Below are 23,554 nucleotides of genomic sequence, written 5' to 3' on the forward strand. Positions count from 1 at the left end.
AGGTCGACGTGGGCAAGCGCAGTGGCAAGGCGGTCAAGGAGCGCAACGCGCAGACTCCTCCGGCGGCGCCCGAGGCGTTGCGGGTACGGGTGGCCGACAGCCACACCCATATGGACATGCAGTCCCCCGAGGTCCCCGAGATCATCGCCGCGGCCGAGGCCGTGGGCGTGACCCCACTGGTGCAGGTGGGCGTGGACCTGTCCTCTTCGCGCTGGGCGGTCGAGGTCGCCGAGCGGTACCCCGGGAAGGTGTGGGCCGCGGTGGCCCTGCACCCCAATGAGGCCCCGCGCGTGGTGCACGGCGACGGCGCCGAGGGTGTGGAGGCCGACGACACCGACTGGACGGAGAAGGCCCGTCCCGCCGGTGGCATCGAGGCCTTGGAGGCCGAACTCGCCGAGATCGACGCCCTGGCCGGTCGCCCCGAGGTGGTCGCGGTCGGGGAGACCGGCATGGACACCTTCCGGACCGGGCCCGAGGGCGCGCGTGCCCAGGAGGAGTCCTTTCGCCGACACATCGCCATCGCCAAGAGGCACGGCAAGGCGCTCATGATCCACGACCGTGAGGCGCACGAGGACGTCCTGCGGATCCTGGTGGAGGAGGGCGCCCCCGAACGGGTGGTCTTCCACTGCTTCTCCGGCGACGCCGAGATGGCCAAGGTGTGCGCCGAGCACGGCTACTTCATGAGCTTCGCGGGCAACGTCACCTTCGCCGGCGCCGAATCACTCCGCGAGGCGGCGCGCGCGGCCCCCGCCGAGTCGATCCTGGTGGAGACCGACGCGCCCTTCCTCACCCCCAAGCCCTACCGGGGCCGACCCAACGCGCCCTACCTGATTCCGCTGACGCTGCGCGTGCTCGCCGAGGTCAAGGGGATGGACGAGGACGAGCTCGCCACCATCGTGGCGGACAACGCCCGTCGCGCCTTCGATTTCTAGAACCCTCGTTTGCGCCAGGCGTTCTCGCGGCCCTGACGGTCCTTCCGCTTCCATTCCTTACGACGGGCGGCGCGCAGTCGGGAGTCGTTGCGGCTCCGGTTCCACTCGGCCTCCCGACGCAGCCGGAACCAGCGGTCCAACCGGGCCGCGTCCAGTTCGCCCTCGTCGACGGCGGCGTTGACCGCGCAACCGGGTTCGTTTCCGTGTGAGCAGTCCCGGAACCGGCACCGCTCGACCAGGGCGTGGATGTCGGCGAAGGTCCGATCGACCCCGGTCTCGCCCCCGGGAACGTCGATTCGACGCACCCCCGGAATGTCCAGGAACAGGGCGCCACCGGGCATCGTGACCAGTTGCCGGTGGGTGGTGGTGTGCCGGCCTCGGCTGTCCTGCCGGATCTCGCCGGTCCCCATCACCTCCCGCTCGGCCAGTGCGTTGAGCAGGCTGGACTTGCCGGCTCCTGAGGTGCCCAACAGCACCCACGTGTCACCGGCGCTCAGTCGGGCGGCCAGGTCGGGCAGTCCGTCGCCGGTGTGCGCGCTGACGCCGTACACGTCCGCGCCGGTGGTGACGGCCCGGACCAGTTCGAGGACGTCCGGAAGCCGATCCCCGGCCAGTTCGGACTTGGTGACGGCCACGACCGGGGTGGCACCGCTCGCCCAGGCGAGGCTGAGGAACCGCTCCAGTCGGCCCACGTTGGGGCCCTGGTCGGCGGCCTCGCAGATGAGGACGACGTCGATGTTGGCGGCCAGGACCTGGTCGTGCGAGTCCTTGGCCACGCCCTGTCGGACCAGGGTCCCGGTACGTGCCAGCACGGCCTCGACCACCCAGGTGTCACCGGAGCGGCGGACCGCCACCCAGTCGCCGCCGGTGGGCGCGGTGGAACGGTCCGACTCGGCGGCCCTGCGCACCTCGGGTGACAGGTCGGCGGTGGCGGGCTCGGGTAGGTGGACGGCGACGGCGCCGCGTCGGGCCTCGATGACGCGGGCCGGTCGCAGGTGGTGCGGGGACGTCAGGGCGTCGAAGGCCGCGGAGACCCGCGGGTTCCATCCCAGCCGGGTCAGAGGGTGTTCGGGCAGGCCGGTCGTGCCGGTGTGTTCGCTGTGCTGACTCACGTCGTCTCTTCTTGGTACGGCGCGAGTCGGGGCCGTCGAGGTGCGGCGGCTCAGGACTCGCGGGAGATGAAAGAGGTGCCGTTGTGGGGGGTGGACACGAGGACGGGCATCGTGTGCTCCTCTCTTCTTCTCCCGCGGAAAGGGGCGGGAACCGGTGTGGCCGGCGCGGTGCGCGCCCGGTTCGATTCGAGACGAGCCTAGGCCGTGGTGCCCCCGGGACGCCAGTGGTTTTCACGGTCCCGGGGCACCACGCGAGTGCGGAACCGGTTCAGCGGTTCCTGGTCCACACGTCGTCACCCGGGCGGGGGGTTTCCTGGTCCAGGGGTGCGACGGGGGAGCCGTGCCGGGGCGCGTAGTCCTCCTGGCTTCGCAGCACGGCGTGCTCGGTGGAGCGGTGGGAGGGGCGCGTGTAGTCCCGACGGTCGTCCTCGTCGCCGCTCAGCAGCAGGAAGAGGCTGCAGATCAGCATGAAGACGAACAGGCTCACGATCAGGGGAAGGGCCAACTCGGTGGCCTTGACGCCTTCCGGGGCTCCGTAGTGGGTCATCTCCGGGCTGTCGACGTGCAGTCCGGCCATACCGGTGTAGTGCATGGCCGACACCGCGAGCCCCATCACCAGGGATGCTCCGAAGATGGCGCCGTTGTGCTTCAGGTTCCGGGCGAACCACAGGGCCACGGTGGACGCCACCAGGCCGATGACGCAGGAGGCGACGACGGGGAGGGCGTTGTGGTGCATCTCCCCGTGCAGGTTCATCGACGCCATGCCGGTGTAGTGCATCGAGACGACGCCGACGCCGAGCAGGGTTCCGGACAGCAGCAGGCGTCCGTTGCTCTGGTTCTGGATGACCAGGTGCAGGGCCAGACCCATGACGAGGATGGGTACGACGCCGCTGACCAGGGTCAGGAGCGGGTCGTACCTGATGATCGTCCCGGGGATGGTGTGTCCCAGCATGGCGATGAAGTGCATCGACCACACGGCGATACCACCGAGGGACAGCGCCGCCAGGATCAGCCACTGCCAACGGACCAGACCGGCCGAACGACGGGCCCTCGCAGTGAAGACCAGCCCGAGGAAGGAACCGATGACGGAGACCGCGTAGGCGAGGGCGGGGGTGAGTAGACCTTGGGGGAATATGTCGGCCATGGCCGCAGGCCTCTACTTTCTATGACTCCAGTCACAAATGTGACCAGCAATCACAGATGGTAGAGACCGACCGTAATCCCCGCCAGAGGTGTGAAGACGGATTTCGTGACCACTTTCGGCCAGTTGGTCAGCCGTGGTTTTCGATCGACCGGCGATGGGAACCGCGTTTGTTCGAATCCGCGCCGTCCTCCACCCCCAGCATCAGGAGCAGGCTGCACACCAGCAGGAACACGAACAGGCCCACCACGAGCGGCAGTAGCAGGTCGATGCCGGTCGAGCCGGCCAAGGTGTCGGTGGTGCGTTCGGTCAGGGTGACGTCGACGCCGAACATGCCCGTGTAGTGCATGGCCGAGACCGCGACACCCATCACCAGGGCGGCGGCCAGGATGCTGAGCGTGCCGCGCAGCCGCCAGGAGAACCAGAGGGCGACCGTGGCCGCGACCAGGGCGATCGCCGTCGCCAGGACGACGAACAGGGGATCGTGGTGCATCTCGCCGTGCATGTGCATCGAGGCCATCCCGATGTAGTGCATGGAGACGATCCCGGAGCCCGCGATCACCCCGCTGATGAGGAGACGGGTGTTGTTCGGTTCGGTGCTCATCAGGAACAGCGCCACGGCCATGACGAAGATCGCGAGCAACCCGCTGGCTATGGTGAGCCCGGCGTCGTAGCGGATCGGGGTGCCGTGCACCTGGAAGCCCAGCATGGCGATGAAGTGCATCGACCAGATGGCGGTACCCCCGAGGCAGATCGCGCTCAGGGCCAGCCACCACCACCGGGCCGCGCCGGTGGACGTTCGGAGGCGGCGGGCGAACATCAAACCGATGAAGGATCCGATCACGGAGACCGCGTAGGCGCCTATCGGCGTCAGCAATCCGGTGTTGAAGTGGTCGATCATGATTTCCGCGTCCCTGGGCGTAAAAGGGTGAATCCTTAGCCTTCAGGATAAAATGCCTGTTCAGGGGCGTCGGGCGCGGAGAGCGTAAGGGGTCGTGGCCCGGGCCTCGGCGGGCCGACGGAAGCGCGCGGCCGTTGGGGGAGCCGTTTTCGGTTCACTCGGAATATGTGGTTTTTATCACCAAATGGGTTGCTGTGGGGCGAATGTTCGCTTGACCCCCAGGGCTACCTGTTTTATCCGAGAGTGCTCCGGCCTTCAGGCCGGAGGTGAATCGGATCCGAACCTGCGCCGGTCCGTCAGGACGGGCGTTTCTGGTCCTGGATGTACCGCCGAAGGACGCTGATCGGCGCACCCCCGACCGACCCGGCGAAATAGGACCCCGACCACAACCGCTTGGCTCGCCAGTAGTGGCGCTCAAGCTCAGGGAACTCCTGACGCAACCTACGCGAGGACACCCCCTTGAGGCTGTTGACCAGCTTGGATACCGCGACCTTGGGTGGGAAGTCCACCAGCAGATGGACATGGTCCACCTCGCCGTTGAACTCCACCAACTCTGATTCGAAGTCGGCGCACACCGCCCGCATGACCTCCTCCATCCGCCACAGGTGGCGGTCGGCGAAGACCTCATGCCGATACTTCGTCACGAAAACCAAGTGCGCGTGCATCGCGAAAACACAGTGTCTACCAGCCCTGACATTGCTCTCATTGGCCATAAACCAATGATAGAATGCGAGCATGTAGCTTCGATACACCTACCGCCTTTACCCGGACAGGGACCAGCGCGCCGCGCTCGCCCGCTTGTTCGGGTGTGTGCGAGTGGTGTTCAACGACGCTCTGGAACGCCAGAATCCCGTGAAGGCGTCGAACAAGCTGCTCGGTTCCCCCAAGGCACGGACCGCCCAGGGCCCCTACCAGCGGGTACCCAAGAACACCGAGTTGTCCAAAGCGCTGATCACCGAAGCGAAGCGGACCCCGCAACGGGAATGGCTTGCGCAGGTGTCCTCGGTCCCGCTCCAGCAGGCGTTGCGGGACCTGGACAAGGCGTGGAAAGCGCACGAGGACTCCAAGAGCGGAAAGCGCAAAGGCGCGAAGGTGGGGGCGCCTCGGTTCAAATCGCGCCGTGATAACACCCAGTCGGCCCGGTTCACCAACAACGCCAAATGGAAGATCACCGCCCCTGGGAAGTTGTCCCTGCCCAGGGTCGGCCAGATCAAGGTGGTGTGGTCACGCGAGCTGCCGTCCACTCCGACCTCGGTCACCGTGATCAAGGATGCCGCTGATCGGTACTTCGCCTCGTTCGTGGTCCAGACAAACGCCGATGAGGTACTGCCCGAGACCACGCCGGAGGTCGGGATCGATCTGGGATTGTCGCACTTCGCGGTGCTGTCGGACGGAACGAAGATCACCAACCCGCGGTTCCTGCGCCGTGCCGAACGCAAGCTGAAGAGAACCCAGAGAGCACTCTCCCGCAAGACCAAGGGCTCCAACAACAGGGCCAAGGCCCGTCGGAAGGTGGCCCGCGCTCACGTTCGGATGGCCGATGCCCGTCGGAACTTTCACCACAAGCTGTCCGCCACGCTGGTACGCGAGAACCAAGCCATCCACGTGGAGGATCTGTCGGTGCAGGGGCTGGGACGCACCCGGATGGCCAAGAGCGTGCACGATGCCGGCTGGTCGGCATTTGTGAACATGCTTCAGTACAAGGCCACCAGGTACGGGCGCTCCTTCTCCAAGGTCGACCGGTTCCTGGCCTCCTCACAAACCTGCTCAGAATGCTGGGCCATCGATGGACCCAAACCCTTGCACGTACGGGAATGGACGTGCAAGGCGTGTGAAACCACCCACGATCGGGACGTGAACGCGGCCCGCATCGTCCTGGCGGCCGGACGGGCCGACAGGTCAAACGCCTGTGGAGGGACTGTAAGACCAGCCGCTTGAGGTTGGCAGGACCCAGGGAAACAGGAACCAGTGCGCGCTGTGAGGCGCGTAGTGCCACCTGCCCGACAAGGGCGGGTCGGAATCCCCGTCGTTCACGGCGGGGAGGACGTCAATCCTTGGGCGCGCGCATCCCCTGGAACGCGATGCGGATCAAGGCGTCGGCGATCTCCTCGCAGGCCAGTCCTCGGTCGGGCTTGTACCACTCGACGATCGAGTTGACCATGCCGAACAGCAGACGTGAGGCGACCGCGGGGTCCACGTCGCTGCGGATGTCGCCGTCGACCACGCCTTCGCGTACCAGATCGGCGATCAGGTGGTCGAAGCGACGCCGGCGCTCCAACGCCCGCTTCTCCACGTCGGTGTTGCCTCGCACCCGCAGCAGCAGGGTCACGTGCGGAAGTTCCTCGACCAGCACCCGGACGCTGCCGCGCATCACGTGTTCCAGGCGGTCGATGGCCCGCCCGGTGGTCGCGCCCTCTTCCCCGGTCACCTCGAACAACGCGTCCATCGCCAGGTCCAGCGACCGACGCAGCAGTTCGGTCTTGCCGGAGACGTGGTGGTAGATCGCGGACTTGGTCACACCCAGGGCGCGGGCCAGGTCCTCCATGCTCGTGCCGTCATACCCGCGTTCGTTGAAGACGCGGGCGGCCACGCGCAGCACGGAGTCGGCGTCGTGCCCCGGGCGGCCGGAGCGGCGCCGTCCGGTCGAGCGTGCGGCGGGGTCGTCGGGTGCGGAAGTTCGGGCCACGGTTGTCGAACCTACCTTGCGGCGGAGGGCTGGAGCGCGTGGAAGGTCGGGTCCTCCCACGTGTCGACCGGATCGGCCTACTGAACGAACGGTCGGTAACACACCCTAGGGCCTGTTCGTGTGCCTTGCGTTCCGTGAGCGAAAGTCCCGAAACAGAACAACGGACCTCATTCGCCGACACTGGCCGAAAAGTCCACAGAACGCATTCTGAGAATCAAACGCCACTTACTTCTTTTCCGCGAAATGGCAGGCCAGAAGGTGCGTAAATATTAAATGCCGGAAAAGCCTGCGAGAAGGACGATGGCGTCTTATTCTCGAATCGTCCGCTACCGGGACATCGTTCGATTCCGCCCGTGGGCCGACCGGATCGGCTCCGCCCTCACAAAGGAACGCCGTGCACGCCATCGACCAACAGATGCGGGAGATGCTCCAGACCCCTGGCGTACGCAGTGTCTGTCTCGTCGACTGGCGAGGCGACCGCGCCCTGTCCCACGTCGGAGAGGACGACGGGACCTCGGGCGCGGCGGCGATGCTCCAGGCCATCGCCGGCGGGCCGCTCTGCGCCGCCCAGACGGTGGAGGACGTGGTGGTCACCGAGGTCGACCACCACGTGCTGTACGCGGTCCTTCGCGGCTCGCACTACTGCGTGCAGGTCCGCGTGGAGCGCGACCAGGGCAATCTCGGGATCGCCCTGCGCAGACTGCGGGACCTGGCCGACAACGTCGAACCACCCGAACACGACACCCACCCGCCCCGCCGTGGCCACGGCCGTCCGATCAGGCCCAGGGCCCTGGTCACCCTGGACCGACCGATGCTGGAACGGGTCCTATCCGGGCTGCGCGCCCTTTCGGTGGAGCGGCCCGAAGCGGAAACGGTGGTCGCGTGAACGGTGGTTCGCCCCCGCGCCACCGGGGTCCGGGACTGCGTCGTTGGATCGCCGACCGGAGAGAGCTGCGCCGAATCAACCAAAGGAAAGAGAAGGACATGCCCAACATCGAAGCCGGACTCAAGGAAATGATGGAGATCGAGGGCGCCGTCGGGGCCGCGGTGGTCGACTACAGCAGCGGAATGGCCCTGGGCACCCTCAGTTCGAACAAGTCCCTGGACCTCACGGTGGCCGCCGCGGGCAACACCGAGGTCGTCCGGGCCAAGATGCGGACCATGGACCAACTGGGCCTGAACGACGCGATCGAGGACATCCTCATCACCCTGTCCGGGCAATACCACGTCATCCGGCCCCTCACCAGCCGCAAGGGGCAGGGACTCTTCCTCTACCTGGCGATGGACCGCGCCCGCGGGAACCTCGCCCTGGCCAGGCACCGGCTCAAGGGCATCGAGGAGACCCTGGAGATCTGAGGCCGGTCCCGGGACGGTGGGTGGGTCCGGGCCCGCCCCCACCGTCCCGGTCGGCTCTCCCCAGGCGCTTTCCCACCTCGCCACGGATGGGAGAGAATGTCGTCGACCATCCCCCCGAACCGCAGGGAGACCGGCGATGTTCCGGATCGCGATCAGTCGGCTCACCGATGACGGCCGACGCATCACCCCCGAACACCGGGGCACGGCCCTGTCCATCGACGAGGCGGTCCTCGCCCTGCGCGAGGTGCTGCCCGGCGTGGACACCAGTGCCTTCGGCGGTGACGCCGTCCAACGCTCGGTGAACCGGGTCAACGACTTCCGCCACGACGTGGGGACCGACGGCGGGGAGTTCCGCGTCGTCATCGCCCCCATGATGTGACGGGCCGACGTGGGGGGCCGCGGCCGGATCCGTCAGCCGGAGCCGAACGCGGAGTCGAAGGAAGACGTGGGCGGGTCGAAGACGTTGGCCCGCACGAACCTCACCGCCTCCGCCGCACCGGTCAGACGGTCCATTCCGGCGTCCTCCCACTCGATGGAGATCGGCCCGTCGTAGCCGATCGAGTTCAGCACGCGGAAACACGCCTCCCATGGCACGTCGCCCCGGCCGGTGGACACGAAGTCCCAGCCCCGACGCGGGTCGCCCCACGGCAGGTGTGAGCCCAGACGTCCGTTACGGCCGCCGCCCACGCGCTTGCGGGCGTCCTTGCAGTCCACGTGGTAGATCCGGTCCCGGAAGTCCCACAGGAATCCGATCGGGTCGATGTCCTGCCACACCATGTGGCTGGGATCCCAGTTCAACCCGAACGCCTCCCGGTGCCCCACCGCCTCCAGGGCCGCCTGTGTCGACCAGTAGTCGTAGGCGATCTCCGAGGGATGCACCTCGTGGGCGAAGCGCACGCCCACCTCGTCGAACACGTCCAGGATCGGGTTCCACCGGTCGGCGAAGTCCCGGTAACCGGCCTGGATGACGTCGTCGCCCACCGGCGGGAACATCGCCACGTACTTCCAGATCGCGGAGCCGGTGAAGCCCACCACCGTGGACACGCCCAGCCTCGCGGCCGCCCGGGCGGTCAGCTTCATCTCCTCGGCGGCGCGCCGCCGCACGCCCTCGGGGTCGCCGTCGCCCCAGACCCGGGACGGCAGGATGTCCCGGTGGCGGTGGTCGATGGGGTCGTCGCACACCGCCTGGCCCAGCAGGTGGTTGGAGATGGCCCACACGCCGAGCCCGTGCCGTTCGAGGATCTCCCGGCGCCCCTGGACGTAGGAGTCGTCGACGGCGGCGCGGGTGACGTCCAGGTGGTCGCCCCAGCAGGCGATCTCCAGTCCGTCGTAGCCCCAGGAAGAGGCGAGTTCGCACACCTTCTCGAAGGGCAGGTCGGCCCACTGGCCGGTGAAGAGGGTGACCGGTCTGGTCATCGTGCATCCTCCGTTGTTCGGGGGGTCGGGGCCGGTTGCGTCATAGCGGGGTCGACCTCGTCGGTGCCGGCACACCGACGAGGTCGAGTATGAGATCGCGGACCTCGGTGGCCGCGAAACGATCCCGGTCCGGGATGGGGCCGTCGCACAACAACAGCGGTCCGTCCTCGGGATCGGTGTGGGGGCGTCCGTGGGTTCCGCGCACACAGCCCGGATCCAGGGGGACGACGTTCATCGCGTACCGCAGGCCGACCTTCTTGCGGATCAGGCCCGCCGCGGCCCGCGCCTTGACCATCGGGTCGGCGGGGTCGAGGAACAGCTCGGCCGGGTCGTATCCGGGCTTGCGGTGGATGTCGACGCCACGCGCGAAGTCGGGGGCGCGGTCGTCGTCCAGCCAGTAGTAGTAGGTGAACCAGGCGCCCGGATCGGCGAACAGCACCAGTTCGCCGGAGCGGTCGTGGTCGAGTCCGTGACCGGCCTGCGCCGCCCGGTCCAGGACCAGGTCCACACCCTCCAGGCCGGCCACGACCTCGGTGACCGCGGGCAGGTCGGCGGGGTCGTCCACGTAGACGTGGGCGCACTGGTGGTCGGCGACCGCGAAGGCGCGCGAGGCCCACGGGTCCAGGTACTCCATGCCCTCCTGCGTGTACACCTCCAGCAGCCCGGCCTCGCGCAGCGCGCGGTTGACGTGCACGGGGCGGTCGGCCGGGGTGATGCCGTACTCGCTGAGCACCAGCACGGTGACACCGGCCGCCTCGGCGTCGTCCAACAGCGGCGCCAGCGCGGCGTCGAGGTCGCCGACCGCCTTGAGGGCCTGTTCGGATCCCGGGCCGAAGCGTTGTAGGTCGTAGTCCAGGTGCGGGACGTAACACAGGGTCAGGTCGGCCCTGGGCAACAGTCGACGGGTGGCGGCCACGATCCACTCGGTGGAGCGGAGGGAGGCGGTCGGCCCCCAGTAGTGGAACAGGGGGAAGGGGCCCAGCTCATCGGTGAGTTCGTCGTGCAGCGCCACCGGCCGGGCATAGTAGTCAGGGGACTTGCGCCCGTCCGCGTGGTAGACGGGCCTGGGCGTGATGGTCCAGTCGGTGGTGGCGCCCATGGCGTACCACCAGCACACGTTGGCGGTCCGGAAACCGGGGCGGTGCCTGCGGGCGGTCTCCCACACCTTCTCGCCCTGGACCAGCCGGTTGTGCTGGCGCCACAGGTGCACCTCTCCCAGGTCACGGAAGTACCAGCCGTTGGCGACGGCGCCGTGGCCGGCCGGGGTGGCGCCGGTGAGGAACGTGGACTGCACGGTGCAGGTCACGGCGGGCAGGACGGTCTCCAAGGTGGCCTGCCGGCCCCGTTCCGCCAGGGCCCGCAGACGGGGCGCGTGCCGAAGCAGCCGGGGGGTGAGGCCGACCGCGTCGATGACGAGGAGGCGGCGGTCCTGGGTCATGGGGAACGGTCCCTTCCTTCGGGGGTCACGGGCCATCGGGCGTTCACAGGGCGGTCAGTCCGAGGTCGAGGAGCCGGTCCCGGGTCCAGGCGAGCTCGGCGGCGATCCCCTCGATCAGCCCGTCCTCGCCCACGGGCCTGCTGCCCTCGGGCAACACCGTCCAGGTGTAGGTCTCGACTTCGAGGTGGTCGGTGCGGGCGCCCTCGGGCCCCAGGAGGTGGGCGAGGGTCTCGGTGAGGTGGTCGGTGGTGCCGCGCAACGGTTCGTTCGCGGGGGAGTGCAGGGGCGCGTGGAAGTGGGTGCGCCAGGGGCCGCGTCCGCGCAACGGGCGAGGGCCGTGGAGGGCGTCGGGCAGGTCGTCGCGGCCCTGGGCGCGCCCGCCCACGAGCTCACGGGTCTGGTGCAGGAACCGGTCCTCGGCGAAGGCGGCGAGCGCCTCCCTGGCCCGAGGGGCGGACGGGTCGGGGACCTCCAGGGCCGCCGACACCTGGGTCTTGACCACCGGCAGCCCGGCGTCGGCCAGGCGGGCGAGCGCCGGTCCGGGTTCCTCGAACCCCACCGCCAGGTGGCAGGTGTCCAGGCACACGCCCAGGTGCGCGGGCGATCCGGAGAGGAACCGGGCGGCGTCGTGGGTGCTCTCCACCACGCACCCCGGTTCGGGTTCCAGGGCGACCCGGACCGGGCGTCCCGCGTCGGCGAGTTCGGCCAGGGCCCCGGACAGCTCGGTCAGGTGCCCGCGGGCGACCACCAGCCGCTCCGACGACCAGGGCTCCCGCCAGGCGAGGGGCAGGGTGGAGACGCTACCCCGGGCGGCGTCGTCGGGCATCAGCCGGGCCAGGATCCGGGCGCAGTCCACCGTGTAGTCCAACCGGGCGCGGTCGGTCCAGTCCGGACTGTAGACGGCGTGCTTGACCACCGGGTCGTGGAAGCCGGTGTAGGGGAACGCGTTGAGGGTGACGGTCTCCAGCCCCGCCGTCTCCAGGCCCTCGCGCAACCGGTCGACCAGGGCGGGGTCCGCGGCCAGCTCGCGGGCCAGGGGAGCGGGAAGCCACAACCCGAGCCCCAACAGGTCGACGCCCAGGGCGGAGCGGACCCCGCCGCCGAACACCCGGATCTGGCGCAGGACACCGTCGAGGTCCTCGGCCGGGTGGACATTGGTGCAATAGGCCAGATGGACGACGGTGCCGTCGGGGTGGCGGAACCTCATCCGGCGTCCCCCTCGGGGCGTTCGCCGCGCAGGATCGAGTTGCCCTCGAAGGTCGCCCCGACCGACGAGGCGCCCTCCAACGACAGGCGACCGCTTCGGGCGAAGAAGTCCACCGGGTTGCGCCACAGCACCCGGTCCACCTCGTCGTCGGTGAAACCCGCGGCCAGCATGGCCCGCCCCGTGTACAGGGTCGAGAGCGGGTCGCTGTGCCCCCAATCGGCGGCCGAGTTCACCACCATCCGGTCGGTGCCCCACTCCGAGAGGATCCGCACCATCCGGTCCGGGTCCATCTTGGTGTCGGGGTAGATGGAGAAACCCATGACGCACCCGGAGTCGTGCACCATCGCCACGGTGGTCTCGTTGAGGTGGTCCACCAGCACCATCTCGGGGGAGACACCCGACTCGGCGACCAGCCGGAGCGTGTGCCGCGTCCCCTCGGCCTTGTCCCGGTGCGGGGTGTGCACCAACACCGGCAGGGCGAACTCCTTGGCCAGCTCCAGCTGCCGGCGGAAGACCTTCTCCTCCTCCGGGGTGCGCGAGTCGAAGCCGACCTCGCCGACCGCCACCACACCGTCCTTGGCCAGGTAACGGGGGAGGACGTCGAGCACCCCGGTCAGCCGGGGGTCGTTGGCCTCCTTGGGGTTGAGCGCGATGGTGCAGTGGTGGGCGATCCCGAACTGTGCGGCGCGGAAGCGCTCCCAACCGATGAGTCCGTCGAAGTAGTCGCGGAAGGAACCGACGCCGGTGCGCGGCTGCCCCGTCCAGAAGGCGGGTTCCACCAGCGCTCGCACCCCGGCGTCGTACATCGCCCGGTAGTCGGTGGTGGTGCGCGAGGTCATGTGGATGTGAGGTTCGAAGATGCGCATTCAGCCCTCCTGCGGCCGTTCGTGGAAGGGGTGTTCGGGGAAACGGTCCAGGACCGACCGGGCGTCGGCCGGTACGGCCCGACCCGCGGCCGCGCGTTCGTGGGCGAAGTCCGCGCACATGCGGGCCAGTTCGAGGTCGACCCGGGTGTCCAGCCCCGCCACCAGACGCAGCGGCACCCCGACGAACAGGCACTTGAGCACGGTCTGTCGCCAGGCGTGGTCGTCCAACAGGGACTGGGCGGGATTCGCGGCCGCCGCCGCGATCAGCCGGGTGTCGTTGGTGCGCAGGCCGTCGGCGAGCAGGTTCCGCATCGTCCCCGCGACCTCGGGCACCGTGCCGTCCAGCAGGTGGAGGCCGTGCAGCACCGCGCGTTTCTCGTCGGCGTCGCCGTATTCGTACAGATCGGTGATCTCCGTGGCCGCGTCCGCCGGCGGCAGGGAGCCCACCACGGTCCGTAGGAGTTCGATCCGGGCCGAATCCTCCACCGTCGGTCCGAGTGTTCCGGTGGGGTCGCCCGAAGGTCCGGGCCCACGGGCCACCCGCCGCCCCACCGCGGGGAAGAGAACGGCGACACGGGAGGGCCGCTCCGCCACCTGGGCGCACAGGGAGTCCAACACCGATCGGGCCTTGTCGTCCAACGGCTCCAACGCGCTCAAGCCTCCTCCTCGACCCGGGCCCAGGCGGCGTCCAGGGCGCGCTTGGACCTCTCCGCGACCACCGGGGCGGCGTGACCGTGCCGGGGCAGCTCCACCGACGCCATGCCGGTGTATCCCACCCGGCGCAGGGCGCCCAGGACCCCGGGCAGGTCGATCTCGCCGTCCCCGAACTCCAGGTGCTCGTGTACGTGGGGGCGCATGTCGTCCAGTTGCACGTTGGCGATCAGCGGGCCCGCCCGCTCGACCGCGCCCTCGGGGCCATCGGGTTCGTTGCACACCCCGTGGCCCACGTCGAGGGTCACCCGCAGCCGCTCGGGGTCGCCGAGCCTGCTCCGTAGCTCCAGGACGTCCGCCAACCGTTCGGCGAACATGCCCGGTTCCGGTTCGAAGGCGCAGTCCACGCCCAGTTCGTCCGCGACGACCAGGACCTTCTCCACCTCCGAGGTGAGCCGGTCCCACCCCTGGCCGATGGTGGCGCCCTCGGGCAGGATCCCGGACCAGAAGGACACCGCCTCGGCTCCCAGCTCGTCGGCGACGCGCACCGCGCGTTTGAGCAGGTCGACCCGGACGTCCCGGCCGGTGTCGGAGACCAGGGTGGGCTCGTGCTTGCGTCGGGGATCCAGCAGGTAGCGGGCACCGGTCTCGATCACCGACGCCAGACCCAAGGTGTCCAGCCGGCGCCCGATCGCCCTCACCCGGGCCTTGGCGTCCAGGGAGAACGGATCCAGGTGCGGGTGGTCCAGGGTCAGCCCGACCCCCTCGTACCCGAGGTCGGCGATGATCGAGAGCGCGTCGTCGATCCGGTGGTCCCAGAACCCGTTGGTGCCGTATCCGAACCTCATGTCACCGCCACCCTCCGCGAAGCACGGGCGACGACGGGGGCTCCCACCGCCAGCGCGCAGGCCGGTACGGGTGCGCCATAGCGGGACAGCAACGCGGCCTGGAGCGGAATCATGCCGCGGATGCCCACGCCGGTCGCCTCCCGCGCGTGTTCGGCCGCGGGGTCGGCCAGCGCCCGCCCCTGGGCGAGGCCGACCGTGCCGGCGTAGGCCCCCGCGAACATCCCGGCGATCACCTCGTCCACCGCGTCGCGCGGGGTCTGGGGTCCGGTCCGGCCGGGAAGGGCCGCCACGACGGCCCCGGCCAGGGTGCAGGCCAACGAGCCCGCAGCGATCCCCGGGCGGGTGCCGTGCACCTCGCCCCGGCTCAGCGCGGTCACACCCAGGGTGTGCACGGCCATCGCCACGGCCGGCCGCACCGCCCGCCCGGGTCGGTCGCCGGCGCCGAGCAGAACGTCCAGACCGCGGGCCGTCGCCATCCCCAACGGCGACAGCCGGGTGGGTTTGAGCACCAGGTCGTAGGTCCACACCGTCGCGGCCAGGGCGGAGGCGACCAGTGCCGTCCGCCGCCCGCCGGCCAGCGCCGCCACACCCACACCCGCCACCGTGAGCCCGGACGCGACCGCCAAGGCCTCGCCGGGAGCCACCGCGCCGGAGGGGATGGGGCGTTCGGGGCGTTCGGCCGCGTCCAACTCGCGGTCGGCGTAGTCGTTGAGGGCCATCCCCGCCCAGTACAGACACACCGAGGAGAGCGGCAACGCCCACGTACGCGGCTCGCGCAGCCGTCCTGCGGCGGCCGCCCCGGTCAGGGTGTCGCCCAGGACGGAGAGGGCGGCGGGCAGGCGCACGAGACGGGCCAATGATCGGACCTTCGCGTTCATCTTCGAGCACCCCCGTCCTCGGCGCACCAGGCGGTCAGGGCCCGCCACTGCTCGGAGAGCCCGTGCACGTCGCTCGCGGCCGGGTCCTTGAAGAAGAAGCCCAGTTCCGGCACCGGTCCGACCCGGCCGCACCGGTGGGCGTGCGCGGCCAGCCGGGCCAGGTCCAGCACCAACGGGGCGGCGAGGGCCGAGTCGTACCCCGACCAGGTGAACTGCAGGGTCATCCTGGCGCCCAGGAACCCCTCGAAGGACACGTGGTCCCAGGCGGTCTTGGTGTCGCCCAGGTCCGGCACGTAGTCGATGTGCAACGGACCGTCCACCGGGTGCCCCAGCAGGTGCTCCAGGCCACGCGCCTTGGACGCGGACTTGTTGTCGTTGCTCTCGGGGTCGTCGAGGGTGCGCCCGTCCCCGCCGCCCAGCAGATTGGTGGAGGACCACGAACGCACCCGAAGGGCGCGCGCGGCGAACATGGGCGCCAGCGCGCTCTTGACCAGGGTCTCCCCGGTCTTGCCGTCCGAACCGGCCCACGGCAGCCCCAGCCGTTCCGCCAGGGTGGCCAGAGCGGGCGGACGGGGCCCCGCGTTGGGCGTGAACTCCACGAAGGAACAGCCCGCGCGCAGGGCCGCGTACGCGTAGACCGAGCTCGCCGGAACCCGGGCGGTTCCCGCGTCCAGGGCCGCCTCCAGGAGGTCGGGATCGGCGAGCTCGGGGCTCGGTCTCGGAGTCGGCTCGGTGCTGGACACGTCCACGACCACCACCCGCTCCAGCGACTCCGCTTCGGCGAACTCCCGGATGTCCTCCTCCAGGGCGTCCGCGTCGCGGCGGGAGAACCCCTCGGAGCGTGGCTCCAGCCCCTTGCGGATCCGCCGGTCCACCTCGCCCAGTTCCTCGGCGAACGCCTCGGGCAGGTGCGGCGGCACCACCCCCGACCTGGCCAACGGCTCCGCGCTCTTGACCAGATGGGTACCGCGGACGTCGTGACCGGCGAACACCAGGTCACCGATGCCGGGCAGGTCCGCGTCGGCGAACTCGGGGCGTTCGGTGACGCACCCGGTCGGCTCGGCGGCTCCGGCCCGGACGGCCAGGGCGCCGAGGACGGCCGTGGTGGCGACCGATCCGCGCGCCCCCACCGACCACACTCCGATTCGTGTCATACGGAACTCCCCTGTCAGTGGTCGTGGTCTCCGGGCGCTCCGTCGACGGCCCCGTCGCCGTCCTCGGCCTCGTCGGGCTCCAACGCGCCGCTGCCCGGGGCGGCCGGGAGGTACAGGTGGATGTGGCCGTGACCGGCGTCGATGCTGATCACGTCCAGTTGGGTGGCGGCCACCGACCACGCGCGAACCGCCTGGTCACGCAGGTCGATGGTGAGTTCGAGGAGTTCGGCGCCCTGTTCCCCGTCGGCGGCGACGGCGACGTCGAGGGTGTCCAAGGTGGATCCGAGCACGTCCACGGAGCCGCGCAGACCCGCGTGGGTGACGTTGAAGCCGGTCTCGCCGGACTCGGCGTGGTCCAGGTGGGCGCGGGCGTTGTCGGTGGTCCGGTTCCAGTCGGCGATGGTGTCGGAGTCGGGGAGGTCCCCGGCGGGCTCGGATCCGTCCTCGGGCAGCGCCTCGCCCAGGGCCTCCAGGACGGGCACGAGTTCCTCGTGCGCGGCGCGGGTGTGCTCGATGAGCTCCGCCACCTGGCCGACGTGACGATCGGTCGCGGAGGCCTCCAACTCGGCGACGCGGGCCGGGTCGGGGGTGACGGCGCCATCACCGCCGTCGACGATCGTGACCACCAGCGCGACGACGGCGCCCACGAGCAGGATGGATCCGCCGGTCAACCACCAGGTGAGGCGGCCGGCCTCGCGGGTCACCACCTTCTCGGTCGTGTCGGGCCCGGCCGAGCCCCGATCGTCCTTCTGTCGTTTCCGGGTGCTCAACTGGCACCTCCTGTCCTGGCGCTGACCGGCTGGGGGGAGCGGCGGGGCCGAGGCCGGCCCCGCCGCGGGTGGTGCTATTCGATGTCGGACACCTGGACGTCGCGGAACCACACCGTGTCGGCGTCACCGTGGTTCTGCAGACCGACGTGTCCCGCGGACAGGTCACGGTCGGGGTCGGTGTTCTCGAACTCGTTGACCAACTCGCCGTTGATCAGGATCCGGATGTGGGGGTCCGTGACCTCGATCTCCATCGAGTTCCACTCGCCCACGACCTCCGGGTGGGAGGTGGCCGCCTGGAAGTCGTAGACGGCGCCCGTCCGGGTGATCGGGTCGCCCTCCGGCGCGCCGAACGGATCGATCTGGATCTCGTAGCCCTCGTCGACGGCGACCCACGGGTCGTCACCGGGCTCGGGGAAGCCGACGAAGACTCCGGAGTTGTCGGTCTCCTCGTGAGTCAGGTAGTCGACCTTCAACCGGTAGGAGTCCAGCTCCGTCTCGTGCCAGAGCAGCCCCATGCCGCCGGACGATTCGAGCACGCAGCCCTCGTCGGTCTCGACGACGTCGAAGCCGCCCGGACCGGCCATGTTCCAGCCGTCCAACGACTCGCCGTCCCACAGGGCGGTAGCGCCGTCGTCGACGTTCGGCGGCTCGCAGCCCTCGGGCTCCGGCTCCGGCTCGGGTTCGGGTTCCGGTTCGGGCTCCGGCTCCTCTCCGTGGTGATCGGCGTTCACGTCGAAGTAGTTGAGGTTGAACAGGTTCTCGTCCGCACCGGCGTCCCCGTTGGTGAAGACCAGGAACAGTTCCATCGTGCCGCCCGGGTCGGTGACGTCCATGGTGACGTCGGCCCACTCCTGCCAGCCGCCGGTGGGTTCGACGTCGACGGAGCCGACCACTTCACCGTCGGGGGCACCCGCGCGGGCCTCGATGGCGCCGCCCGCTCCTTCGGAGGCCACACGGAAGTCGATCTGCTCGACCCCGTGCAGGTTGACCGGGTCGTAGGCGACCCAGCTGCCGTCGAAGACGCCACCGATGTTGCGCAGACCACCCTCGGGGTCCTCGGTGGTCTCGGTGACGACGTTCTCGCTGTCGGTGAAGTACTGCGCCTGCATCCGCGACGGGTTGAGCTTGACCCCGTCGCTGCCGGTCAGGGCCGGGACATCGTCCCCGCCCCCGTCGGTGTACTCGGCCTGGAGCACCCAGAAGATGTTCATGTCGTGGCCGTGACCACCGTCGGTCCCGGTCTCGCTGACACCCTCACAGCCCTCGTACTGGGTCCAGGGATGGGCGTGGGTGTCGTGGCCGAGCGAGGACGTGACCTCCACGTCGGCGCAGTCGACGCCGTCCCCGATCGAGCCGTCCTCGGCGTCCTCCACGGACACCTCGAACGGGATCTCGTCGCCCCAGTCGAAGAACTGACCGTCCAGGGGCGTCTGGAACGCCACCTCGGGCGCGGTGTTGCCCGCGGTGATCGATACCGTGGCCGTACCTGTGCGCCCCTCCTCGTCCGTCAGCGTGAGGGAGACGTTGTAGCGTCCGCCCTCCTCGAAGGTGTGGGTCGGGGAGACCTCGGTCGAACTCTCGCCGTCACCGAAGTTCCACTCGTGGTCGAAGGCGAGACCACCGGGGTGGAAGGACTCCTCCCCGGAGAACTCCACGGTCAGCGGCGCCGCGCCGGAGGTGGCATCGGTGCCGATGCGGGCCACCGGGCTGTCCCCGGAACCCGCGTAGTCGATACGGGAGATCGCCGAGTCCTCGGCGCCGCCGAAGTATCCCGAGCCGTACTCCAGCACGTACAGGGCGCCGTCCGGGCCGAACTCCATGTCCATGGGGTTGGCCAGGTCGATGTCCGGAACGGTCTCGGTGATGTCGAGGACGCCGCCCTCGTCGTCGAGGTGGACCTGCTTGATCCACTGGCGGCTCCACTCGTACAGCAGCGGGACGCCGTCGTAGTACTCGGGCCACTTGTTGTCCGAGTCCAGTTCGGGGTCGAAGTCGTAGGCCGGGCCGCCCATCGGGGCGCCACCGCCCGTGCCCAGGTGCGGGAACTCCTCGGATTCGTCGTAGTCGTACCAGATCGCCGCCGGGGTGATCGGGGGAGTCTTCTCCAGTCCGGTGTTGCGCGGGGAGTCGTTGACCGGGGCGTCGCAGTCGAACGGCTCGCCCGAGGTCCCCTCACCGAAGTCGTGGTCGACGTAGGGGGAGTTGTTCCCGATGCAGTACGGCCAGCCGATGTTGACCGGTTCGGTGATGTGGTGCCACGTCACCGTGTTCTGCGGTCCTCGCTCGGGGTCGGCCTCGGGGGCGTCCGGCCCGTAGTCGGCCAGATAGACGCTGCCGTCCTCCTGGTCGACGCTGAACCGGAACGGGTTGCGCAGACCCATGGCGAGGATCTCGGGGCGGGTCGGTTCACCGTCGGAGGACTCCGGCGGGAACAGGTTGCCCTCGGGGATGTCGTAGCTTCCGTCCTCGTTCACCGAGACCCGCAGCAGCTTGCCGCGCAGGTCGTTGGTGTTGCCCGAGCTGCGCTGGGCGTCGAAGGCCGGGTTGCGGGTCTCGCGCTCGTCGTGCGGGCTGAACCCGTCGGAGCCGAACGCGCTGGTGTCGTCACCGGTGGACAGCAGCAGGTTGCCGTCCGGGTCGAAGTCGATGTCACCACCGACGTGGCAGCACATGCCGCGGGTGGCCTCGACCTCCAGGATCACCTGCTCGCTCTCCAGGTCCAGGCTCGGTTCCTCACCGTCCACGAACTGGAAGCGCGACAGGTTGTTGTGCGCCTCGTAGGGTTCGAAGTCCTCCGGTTCGCCGTCCTCGGGGGCGGCGCCGGACGGGACCCCGTCCAGGACGGGCGCGTAGTACAGGTACACCCACCCGTTCTCCTCGAAGTCCGGGTCCAGGGCCACGCCCTGGAGGCCGTCCTCGTCGTGGTCGTAGACGGGCACGTCCGCCAGCGCGGCGGTGCTGTAGCTGTCCGGCGACCACAGGGACACCTGCCCGTTGCGGGAGGTGTGCATGACCCGGCCGTCCGGCAGGACCGCCATGCCCATGGGTTCGCCGACGTTCTCCTCGCCCTGGGCGAGCGTCACCTTCTCGAAGTTGTCCCATTGAGTGGCACCGCAGTCGCCCTCGACCTGCCCGGCGGCCCACTGGAGGCCTCCCAACAGGTGCTCGGAGAACTCGGGCTCGGTGTAGGACTCGATGGTGTGGCCGCCGCCCGTGTACCAGGACCGACCGCCGTCGTAGACCTGACACCAGGCGATCGGGTGGTCGAAGCCCATCTGCCCGGCGGGGTCGACCTCGTCCTCATAGGAGGCCTCGTTCAGGCCGGCGAGGACGTGTACGTCACCGCGCGGGCTGACGTCGAAGTCGTACCACTCGTCGTGCCGCTCCCAACTCGCCGGGAGCATGTCGGTGGAGGGATGGGCCCGGTCGTTGACCATGACCTCGGCGTCCTGGGTGCCGGGCGGGTGGCTGGAGAAGTACGCGCCGACCAGTTCGCCGTACCACTCCCAGTCGTAGTGGGTGTCGGAGGCGGAGTGGACGCCGACGTAGCCGCCGCCCTCCTGGACGTAGTTCTCGAAGGCGGCCTGCTGGTCCTCGTCCAGGACGTCGCCGGTGGTGGAGAGCCAGATGACCACGTCGAAGCGGGCCAGGTCCTCGTCGTTGAAGACCTCGGCGTCCTCGGTGTGCTCGGTCTCGAAGCCGTGTTCCTCGGCGAGGGCCTCGTAGAGGGCGATGCCGTGCGGGATGGAGTCGTGTCGGAAACCGGTGGTCTTGGAGAAGATGAGCGCGCTGAACGTGTCCTGTTCGGCTTCGTCGGCCTGGGCCGGGACCGACGTCAGGCCGAGGGCCAGGGCGACGGCCGCGGCCGTCGCGGCGAGTGCTCGTAGGGGACTGCTGATCACGGATTACCTCACCTGGGGGTGGGGGTCGATGAGTCCGTGCGGCGTGCCGGCGCCGACGGCAGGGACGATCTCGCGGTCACGGTGGACCGGGCCGGTCGAGGACCGGCGTCCGGTCGCGGTGCGGGCGCGAACCGTTCGGGGTGTTCCTGCTATCGCGTTCGGAGGCGGGGGATGGCCGCCTCATCGTGTGTCAGTACACGGCGGCTCCTTTCGACGGGGGCAGGGAGGTCGTGAGCGGGCGGAGGAAGGCCAGGCCGTCGACAGCGATCGCGTCCTGGGAGACGGCCAGGGGCCGCCACACGGACGCGGCCGTGGCGATGGACTCATTGTCGGCAGTGAACGACTCGATGACCAGGGGTCCAAAGTAACCGGATTTACCCAGGTTGCTCACGATGCGTGACCAGTCCAGGTGGTCGGCTCCGGGCGTCCCACGATCGTTCGCGCAGACCTGGACGTGATGGATCCGGCCGGCGGCGCGGGTGATCGCGTCCGCCACATCCCGCTCCTCGATGTTCATGTGGTAGAGGTCCAGCGCCAGCCCGCAGTGCTCCGCGGGCAGGTCGGCGAGGACCTCCAGGGCCTGGTCGACGGTGTTGAGCACGCTGGTCTCGTACCGGTTCAGCGGCTCCACGGCCACCCGCACCCCCGCGGCCGACGCGTGGTCGACCACGGGGGCGAGCGCCTCGGTGAGTTCGGCGCGCAGTCCCGCCCGCTCAGACGGGGACATCCGCCACGTACGTCCCACCGAGGCGTAGGCCGGGCCCGCGACGACGGTGGAACCGACCTCCGCCGCGGCGTCCACGACCCGTCTCAGGTAGTCCCGGGTCGCCTGTCGGGTGTCGGTGTCGGTCGCCACCAGTTCCCGACCCGGCCCCATGACCAGCACGACGCTCGCGTCCAACCCCAGGTCCTCCAGGAGGACGCGGGCACGCCGGGGGTCCCAGTCGCCGATGTTCTCCACCGGCAGCTCCAGCAGATCGAACCCCCACCCGGCGACGCGGGGCGCGATCCGTTCCAGCGCGGCGTCGGTCAGCGGAGACGTCCACACCCAGGTGTTGACCCCCAGCGCGCGCATCTACCGGTCCACCCAGGCCTCGGGGAAGCCCGGCAGGTCCTCGCCGCCGAACTTCGCGTAGTGCAGGGACGGCATGTCGGAGTTGCGGTCCAGGTAGTCGTCGAGCTCGTCCTCACGGATCGGGTCCTGAGGCAGGACCCACTCGGCCGGGACCTCCTCGCCGGCCAGGATCATGCCCGCGGCGATGACCGGGGTGCGCCACTGGAAGTTGGAGTACACCGGCGCGATCGCGGTCAGCCCCTCCTCGTCCCACTTGCGCATGAAGCTCAGCTCGTCCTCACCGGCGATCACCGGGTAGGGCTGACCGGCGTCCTCGAAGGCCTCCAGACCCGCCACGGCGCCGTCACCGGCGTCCATCCAGATGCCGTTGACCTCACCGCGCTGCAGGTGCTGGGAGACCAGGTCCTTGATCTGGGCGCCATCGCCCTCGGTGAACTCGAAACCGAGCACGTCCAGCTCGCTGTCGGCGAAGATCTCCTGAGCGGCCGCCCACCGGTGCTCCAGCACGTCGACACCGGGCAGGATGCGCAGTGCCAGGACGGTCGAACCCGGCTCCAGGTTCTCCACCAGGAAGTCGGCCGCGTCGGCGCCATAGGCGTAACCGCCGATCGGATGGATGAACGTGACCATGCAGTCGCTGTTCACGCCACGGTCGAAGACGACAACCGGGACACCGCTCTCACAGGCGGTCTCCACGGCCGGGGTGAGGGTGGCGGTGGTGGACGGGGAGATGATGATCGCGTCGCAGTTCCCCGAGTCCACGAACGCCTGGATGTCGGAGATCTGCTGGTTGTCGTCGTCGGCCGCGTCGGAGCTGTCGAAGCTGCCGATCCGGCCCTCGTCGACCAGCGCCTCGACCTGCTGCTCCATGGTGATGAAGCCGGTCACGCGCCAGGGGTTGGACACCGACGCGTTGGAGAAGCACAGGTGCGCGTCCTCCGGGTCGTCGATGGCGAAGTCGGAGGTGTCGACCCACTCGGGTTCGATCGCCTGCATCCAGGGCTCGTCGGCGGGGCCCTCGGGTTCGATGTCGCGCTGGGCCATCTGGGCGTCGAACTCGGCCTGGTCGAACCACTCGGCGTCCGGGGACAGCTCGCCGCCGTTCTCGCCCTCGGCCGTGCCTTCGTCGGGGTTCTCGGGTGCGTCGGTCGTACAGGCGCTGAGTACCAGTGTCAGGCCGGCCGCGCCGGCGAGGAGTACGCGGGATGCGCGCATGGGGGG

General features: G+C 69.6%; 21 protein-coding genes and 1 pseudogene. 5 read left to right on the forward strand and 17 right to left on the reverse strand.

The genetic code is table 11. The features are described from left to right. Window positions 1–8: 8 nt before the first annotated feature. Window positions 9–932 (forward strand): TatD family hydrolase, encoded by a 924-nt coding sequence (locus ACWGSK_RS08355; protein ID WP_358507064.1) that lies wholly within the window; start codon window positions 9–11, stop codon window positions 930–932. Here the strand turns inward: ACWGSK_RS08355 and rsgA are convergent. The 4 genes from rsgA to tnpA all read right to left on the reverse strand — a co-directional run bounded on the left by rsgA (window position 929) and on the right by tnpA (window position 4,799). Next, the gene (gene rsgA / locus ACWGSK_RS08360; protein WP_452455510.1) at window positions 929–2,044 is read right to left on the reverse strand and encodes a ribosome small subunit-dependent GTPase A; all 1,116 of its coding nucleotides are present in this window, start codon (window positions 2,042–2,044) and stop codon (window positions 929–931) included. The two genes, ACWGSK_RS08355 and rsgA, sit on opposite strands and share 4 nt — an antisense overlap. A gap of 268 nt (window positions 2,045–2,312) precedes the next feature. Then, complete coding sequence (locus tag ACWGSK_RS08365) at window positions 2,313–3,188, reverse strand: MHYT domain-containing protein (protein ID WP_452455511.1); 876 nt, start codon at window positions 3,186–3,188, stop codon at window positions 2,313–2,315. A gap of 127 nt (window positions 3,189–3,315) precedes the next feature. Continuing rightward, a complete protein-coding gene (locus tag ACWGSK_RS08370) occupies window positions 3,316–4,086 on the reverse strand; it encodes an MHYT domain-containing protein (protein WP_358506977.1) in 771 nt (256 codons plus the stop codon). Window positions 4,087–4,382: 296 nt separating this feature from the next. Beyond that, on the reverse strand, window positions 4,383–4,799 hold the full coding sequence (tnpA, locus tag ACWGSK_RS08375) for an IS200/IS605 family transposase (RefSeq protein WP_358506979.1): 417 nt from the start codon (window positions 4,797–4,799) through the stop codon (window positions 4,383–4,385). 28 nt (window positions 4,800–4,827) lie between these two features. On the opposite strand from tnpA, the pseudogene ACWGSK_RS08380 reads away from it, so the two are divergent. After that, window positions 4,828–6,024 (forward strand): annotated as a pseudogene (locus ACWGSK_RS08380) (RNA-guided endonuclease InsQ/TnpB family protein); the annotation flags it as partial. Between the two features lie 109 nt (window positions 6,025–6,133). Here the strand turns inward: ACWGSK_RS08380 and ACWGSK_RS08385 are convergent. Further along, window positions 6,134–6,676, reverse strand: coding sequence for a TetR/AcrR family transcriptional regulator (locus tag ACWGSK_RS08385; protein ID WP_358507066.1), 543 nt, complete (start codon window positions 6,674–6,676; stop codon window positions 6,134–6,136). Window positions 6,677–7,166: 490 nt separating this feature from the next. Here ACWGSK_RS08385 and ACWGSK_RS08390 point away from each other — a divergent pair, with 490 nt between their 5' ends. The 3 genes from ACWGSK_RS08390 (at window position 7,167) to ACWGSK_RS08400 (ending at window position 8,507) form a co-directional block, all read left to right on the forward strand. Next, entirely contained in the window at window positions 7,167–7,658 is a 492-nt protein-coding gene (locus tag ACWGSK_RS08390) for a hypothetical protein (RefSeq protein ID WP_358506983.1), read from the forward strand. Between the two features lie 98 nt (window positions 7,659–7,756). Continuing rightward, window positions 7,757–8,128, forward strand: coding sequence for a hypothetical protein (locus ACWGSK_RS08395; protein ID WP_358506984.1), 372 nt, complete (start codon window positions 7,757–7,759; stop codon window positions 8,126–8,128). 136 nt (window positions 8,129–8,264) lie between these two features. Beyond that, on the forward strand, window positions 8,265–8,507 hold the full coding sequence (locus ACWGSK_RS08400; RefSeq protein ID WP_358506986.1) for a hypothetical protein: 243 nt from the start codon (window positions 8,265–8,267) through the stop codon (window positions 8,505–8,507). A 32-nt stretch (window positions 8,508–8,539) separates the two neighbouring features. On the opposite strand, the gene ACWGSK_RS08405 is transcribed toward ACWGSK_RS08400, so the two are convergent. From ACWGSK_RS08405 to ACWGSK_RS08460, 12 genes are all read right to left on the reverse strand, one after another. Beyond that, window positions 8,540–9,544, reverse strand: a complete 1,005-nt coding sequence (locus tag ACWGSK_RS08405) for a sugar phosphate isomerase/epimerase family protein (protein ID WP_358506988.1) — start codon at window positions 9,542–9,544, stop codon at window positions 8,540–8,542. 40 nt (window positions 9,545–9,584) lie between these two features. Then, entirely contained in the window at window positions 9,585–10,982 is a 1,398-nt protein-coding gene (locus ACWGSK_RS08410) for an alkaline phosphatase family protein (RefSeq protein WP_358506990.1), read from the reverse strand. 43 nt (window positions 10,983–11,025) lie between these two features. Then, the gene (gene eboE, locus ACWGSK_RS08415; protein WP_358506992.1) at window positions 11,026–12,189 is read right to left on the reverse strand and encodes a metabolite traffic protein EboE; all 1,164 of its coding nucleotides are present in this window, start codon (window positions 12,187–12,189) and stop codon (window positions 11,026–11,028) included. Next, complete coding sequence (locus ACWGSK_RS08420) at window positions 12,186–13,055, reverse strand: TatD family hydrolase (RefSeq protein WP_358506994.1); 870 nt, start codon at window positions 13,053–13,055, stop codon at window positions 12,186–12,188. The genes eboE and ACWGSK_RS08420 overlap by 4 nt, the downstream gene beginning before the upstream one ends. Next, window positions 13,056–13,712 (reverse strand): EboA domain-containing protein, encoded by a 657-nt coding sequence (locus ACWGSK_RS08425; protein ID WP_358506996.1) that lies wholly within the window; start codon window positions 13,710–13,712, stop codon window positions 13,056–13,058. Then, window positions 13,709–14,554: a sugar phosphate isomerase/epimerase family protein gene (locus ACWGSK_RS08430; protein ID WP_358506998.1), complete on the reverse strand. Its 846-nt coding sequence runs from the start codon at window positions 14,552–14,554 to the stop codon at window positions 13,709–13,711. Before ACWGSK_RS08430 ends, ACWGSK_RS08425 begins: the two co-directional genes overlap by 4 nt. Beyond that, on the reverse strand, window positions 14,551–15,432 hold the full coding sequence (locus ACWGSK_RS08435; RefSeq protein WP_358507000.1) for an SCO3242 family prenyltransferase: 882 nt from the start codon (window positions 15,430–15,432) through the stop codon (window positions 14,551–14,553). Before ACWGSK_RS08435 ends, ACWGSK_RS08430 begins: the two co-directional genes overlap by 4 nt. Beyond that, window positions 15,429–16,586, reverse strand: coding sequence for an inositol-3-phosphate synthase (locus ACWGSK_RS08440; protein ID WP_358507002.1), 1,158 nt, complete (start codon window positions 16,584–16,586; stop codon window positions 15,429–15,431). Before ACWGSK_RS08440 ends, ACWGSK_RS08435 begins: the two co-directional genes overlap by 4 nt. A 14-nt stretch (window positions 16,587–16,600) precedes the next feature. Next, on the reverse strand, window positions 16,601–17,356 hold the full coding sequence (locus ACWGSK_RS08445; RefSeq protein WP_358507004.1) for a hypothetical protein: 756 nt from the start codon (window positions 17,354–17,356) through the stop codon (window positions 16,601–16,603). Between the two features lie 74 nt (window positions 17,357–17,430). Continuing rightward, window positions 17,431–21,258, reverse strand: a complete 3,828-nt coding sequence (locus tag ACWGSK_RS08450; protein WP_358507006.1) for a ThuA domain-containing protein — start codon at window positions 21,256–21,258, stop codon at window positions 17,431–17,433. Between the two features lie 190 nt (window positions 21,259–21,448). Continuing rightward, window positions 21,449–22,333, reverse strand: a complete 885-nt coding sequence (locus ACWGSK_RS08455) for a sugar phosphate isomerase/epimerase family protein (RefSeq protein WP_358507008.1) — start codon at window positions 22,331–22,333, stop codon at window positions 21,449–21,451. Continuing rightward, window positions 22,334–23,548 (reverse strand): substrate-binding domain-containing protein, encoded by a 1,215-nt coding sequence (locus ACWGSK_RS08460; RefSeq protein WP_358507010.1) that lies wholly within the window; start codon window positions 23,546–23,548, stop codon window positions 22,334–22,336. Between the last annotated feature and the right edge of the window lie 6 nt (window positions 23,549–23,554).

This window comes from Nocardiopsis sp. NPDC055551 (assembly GCF_053619415.1).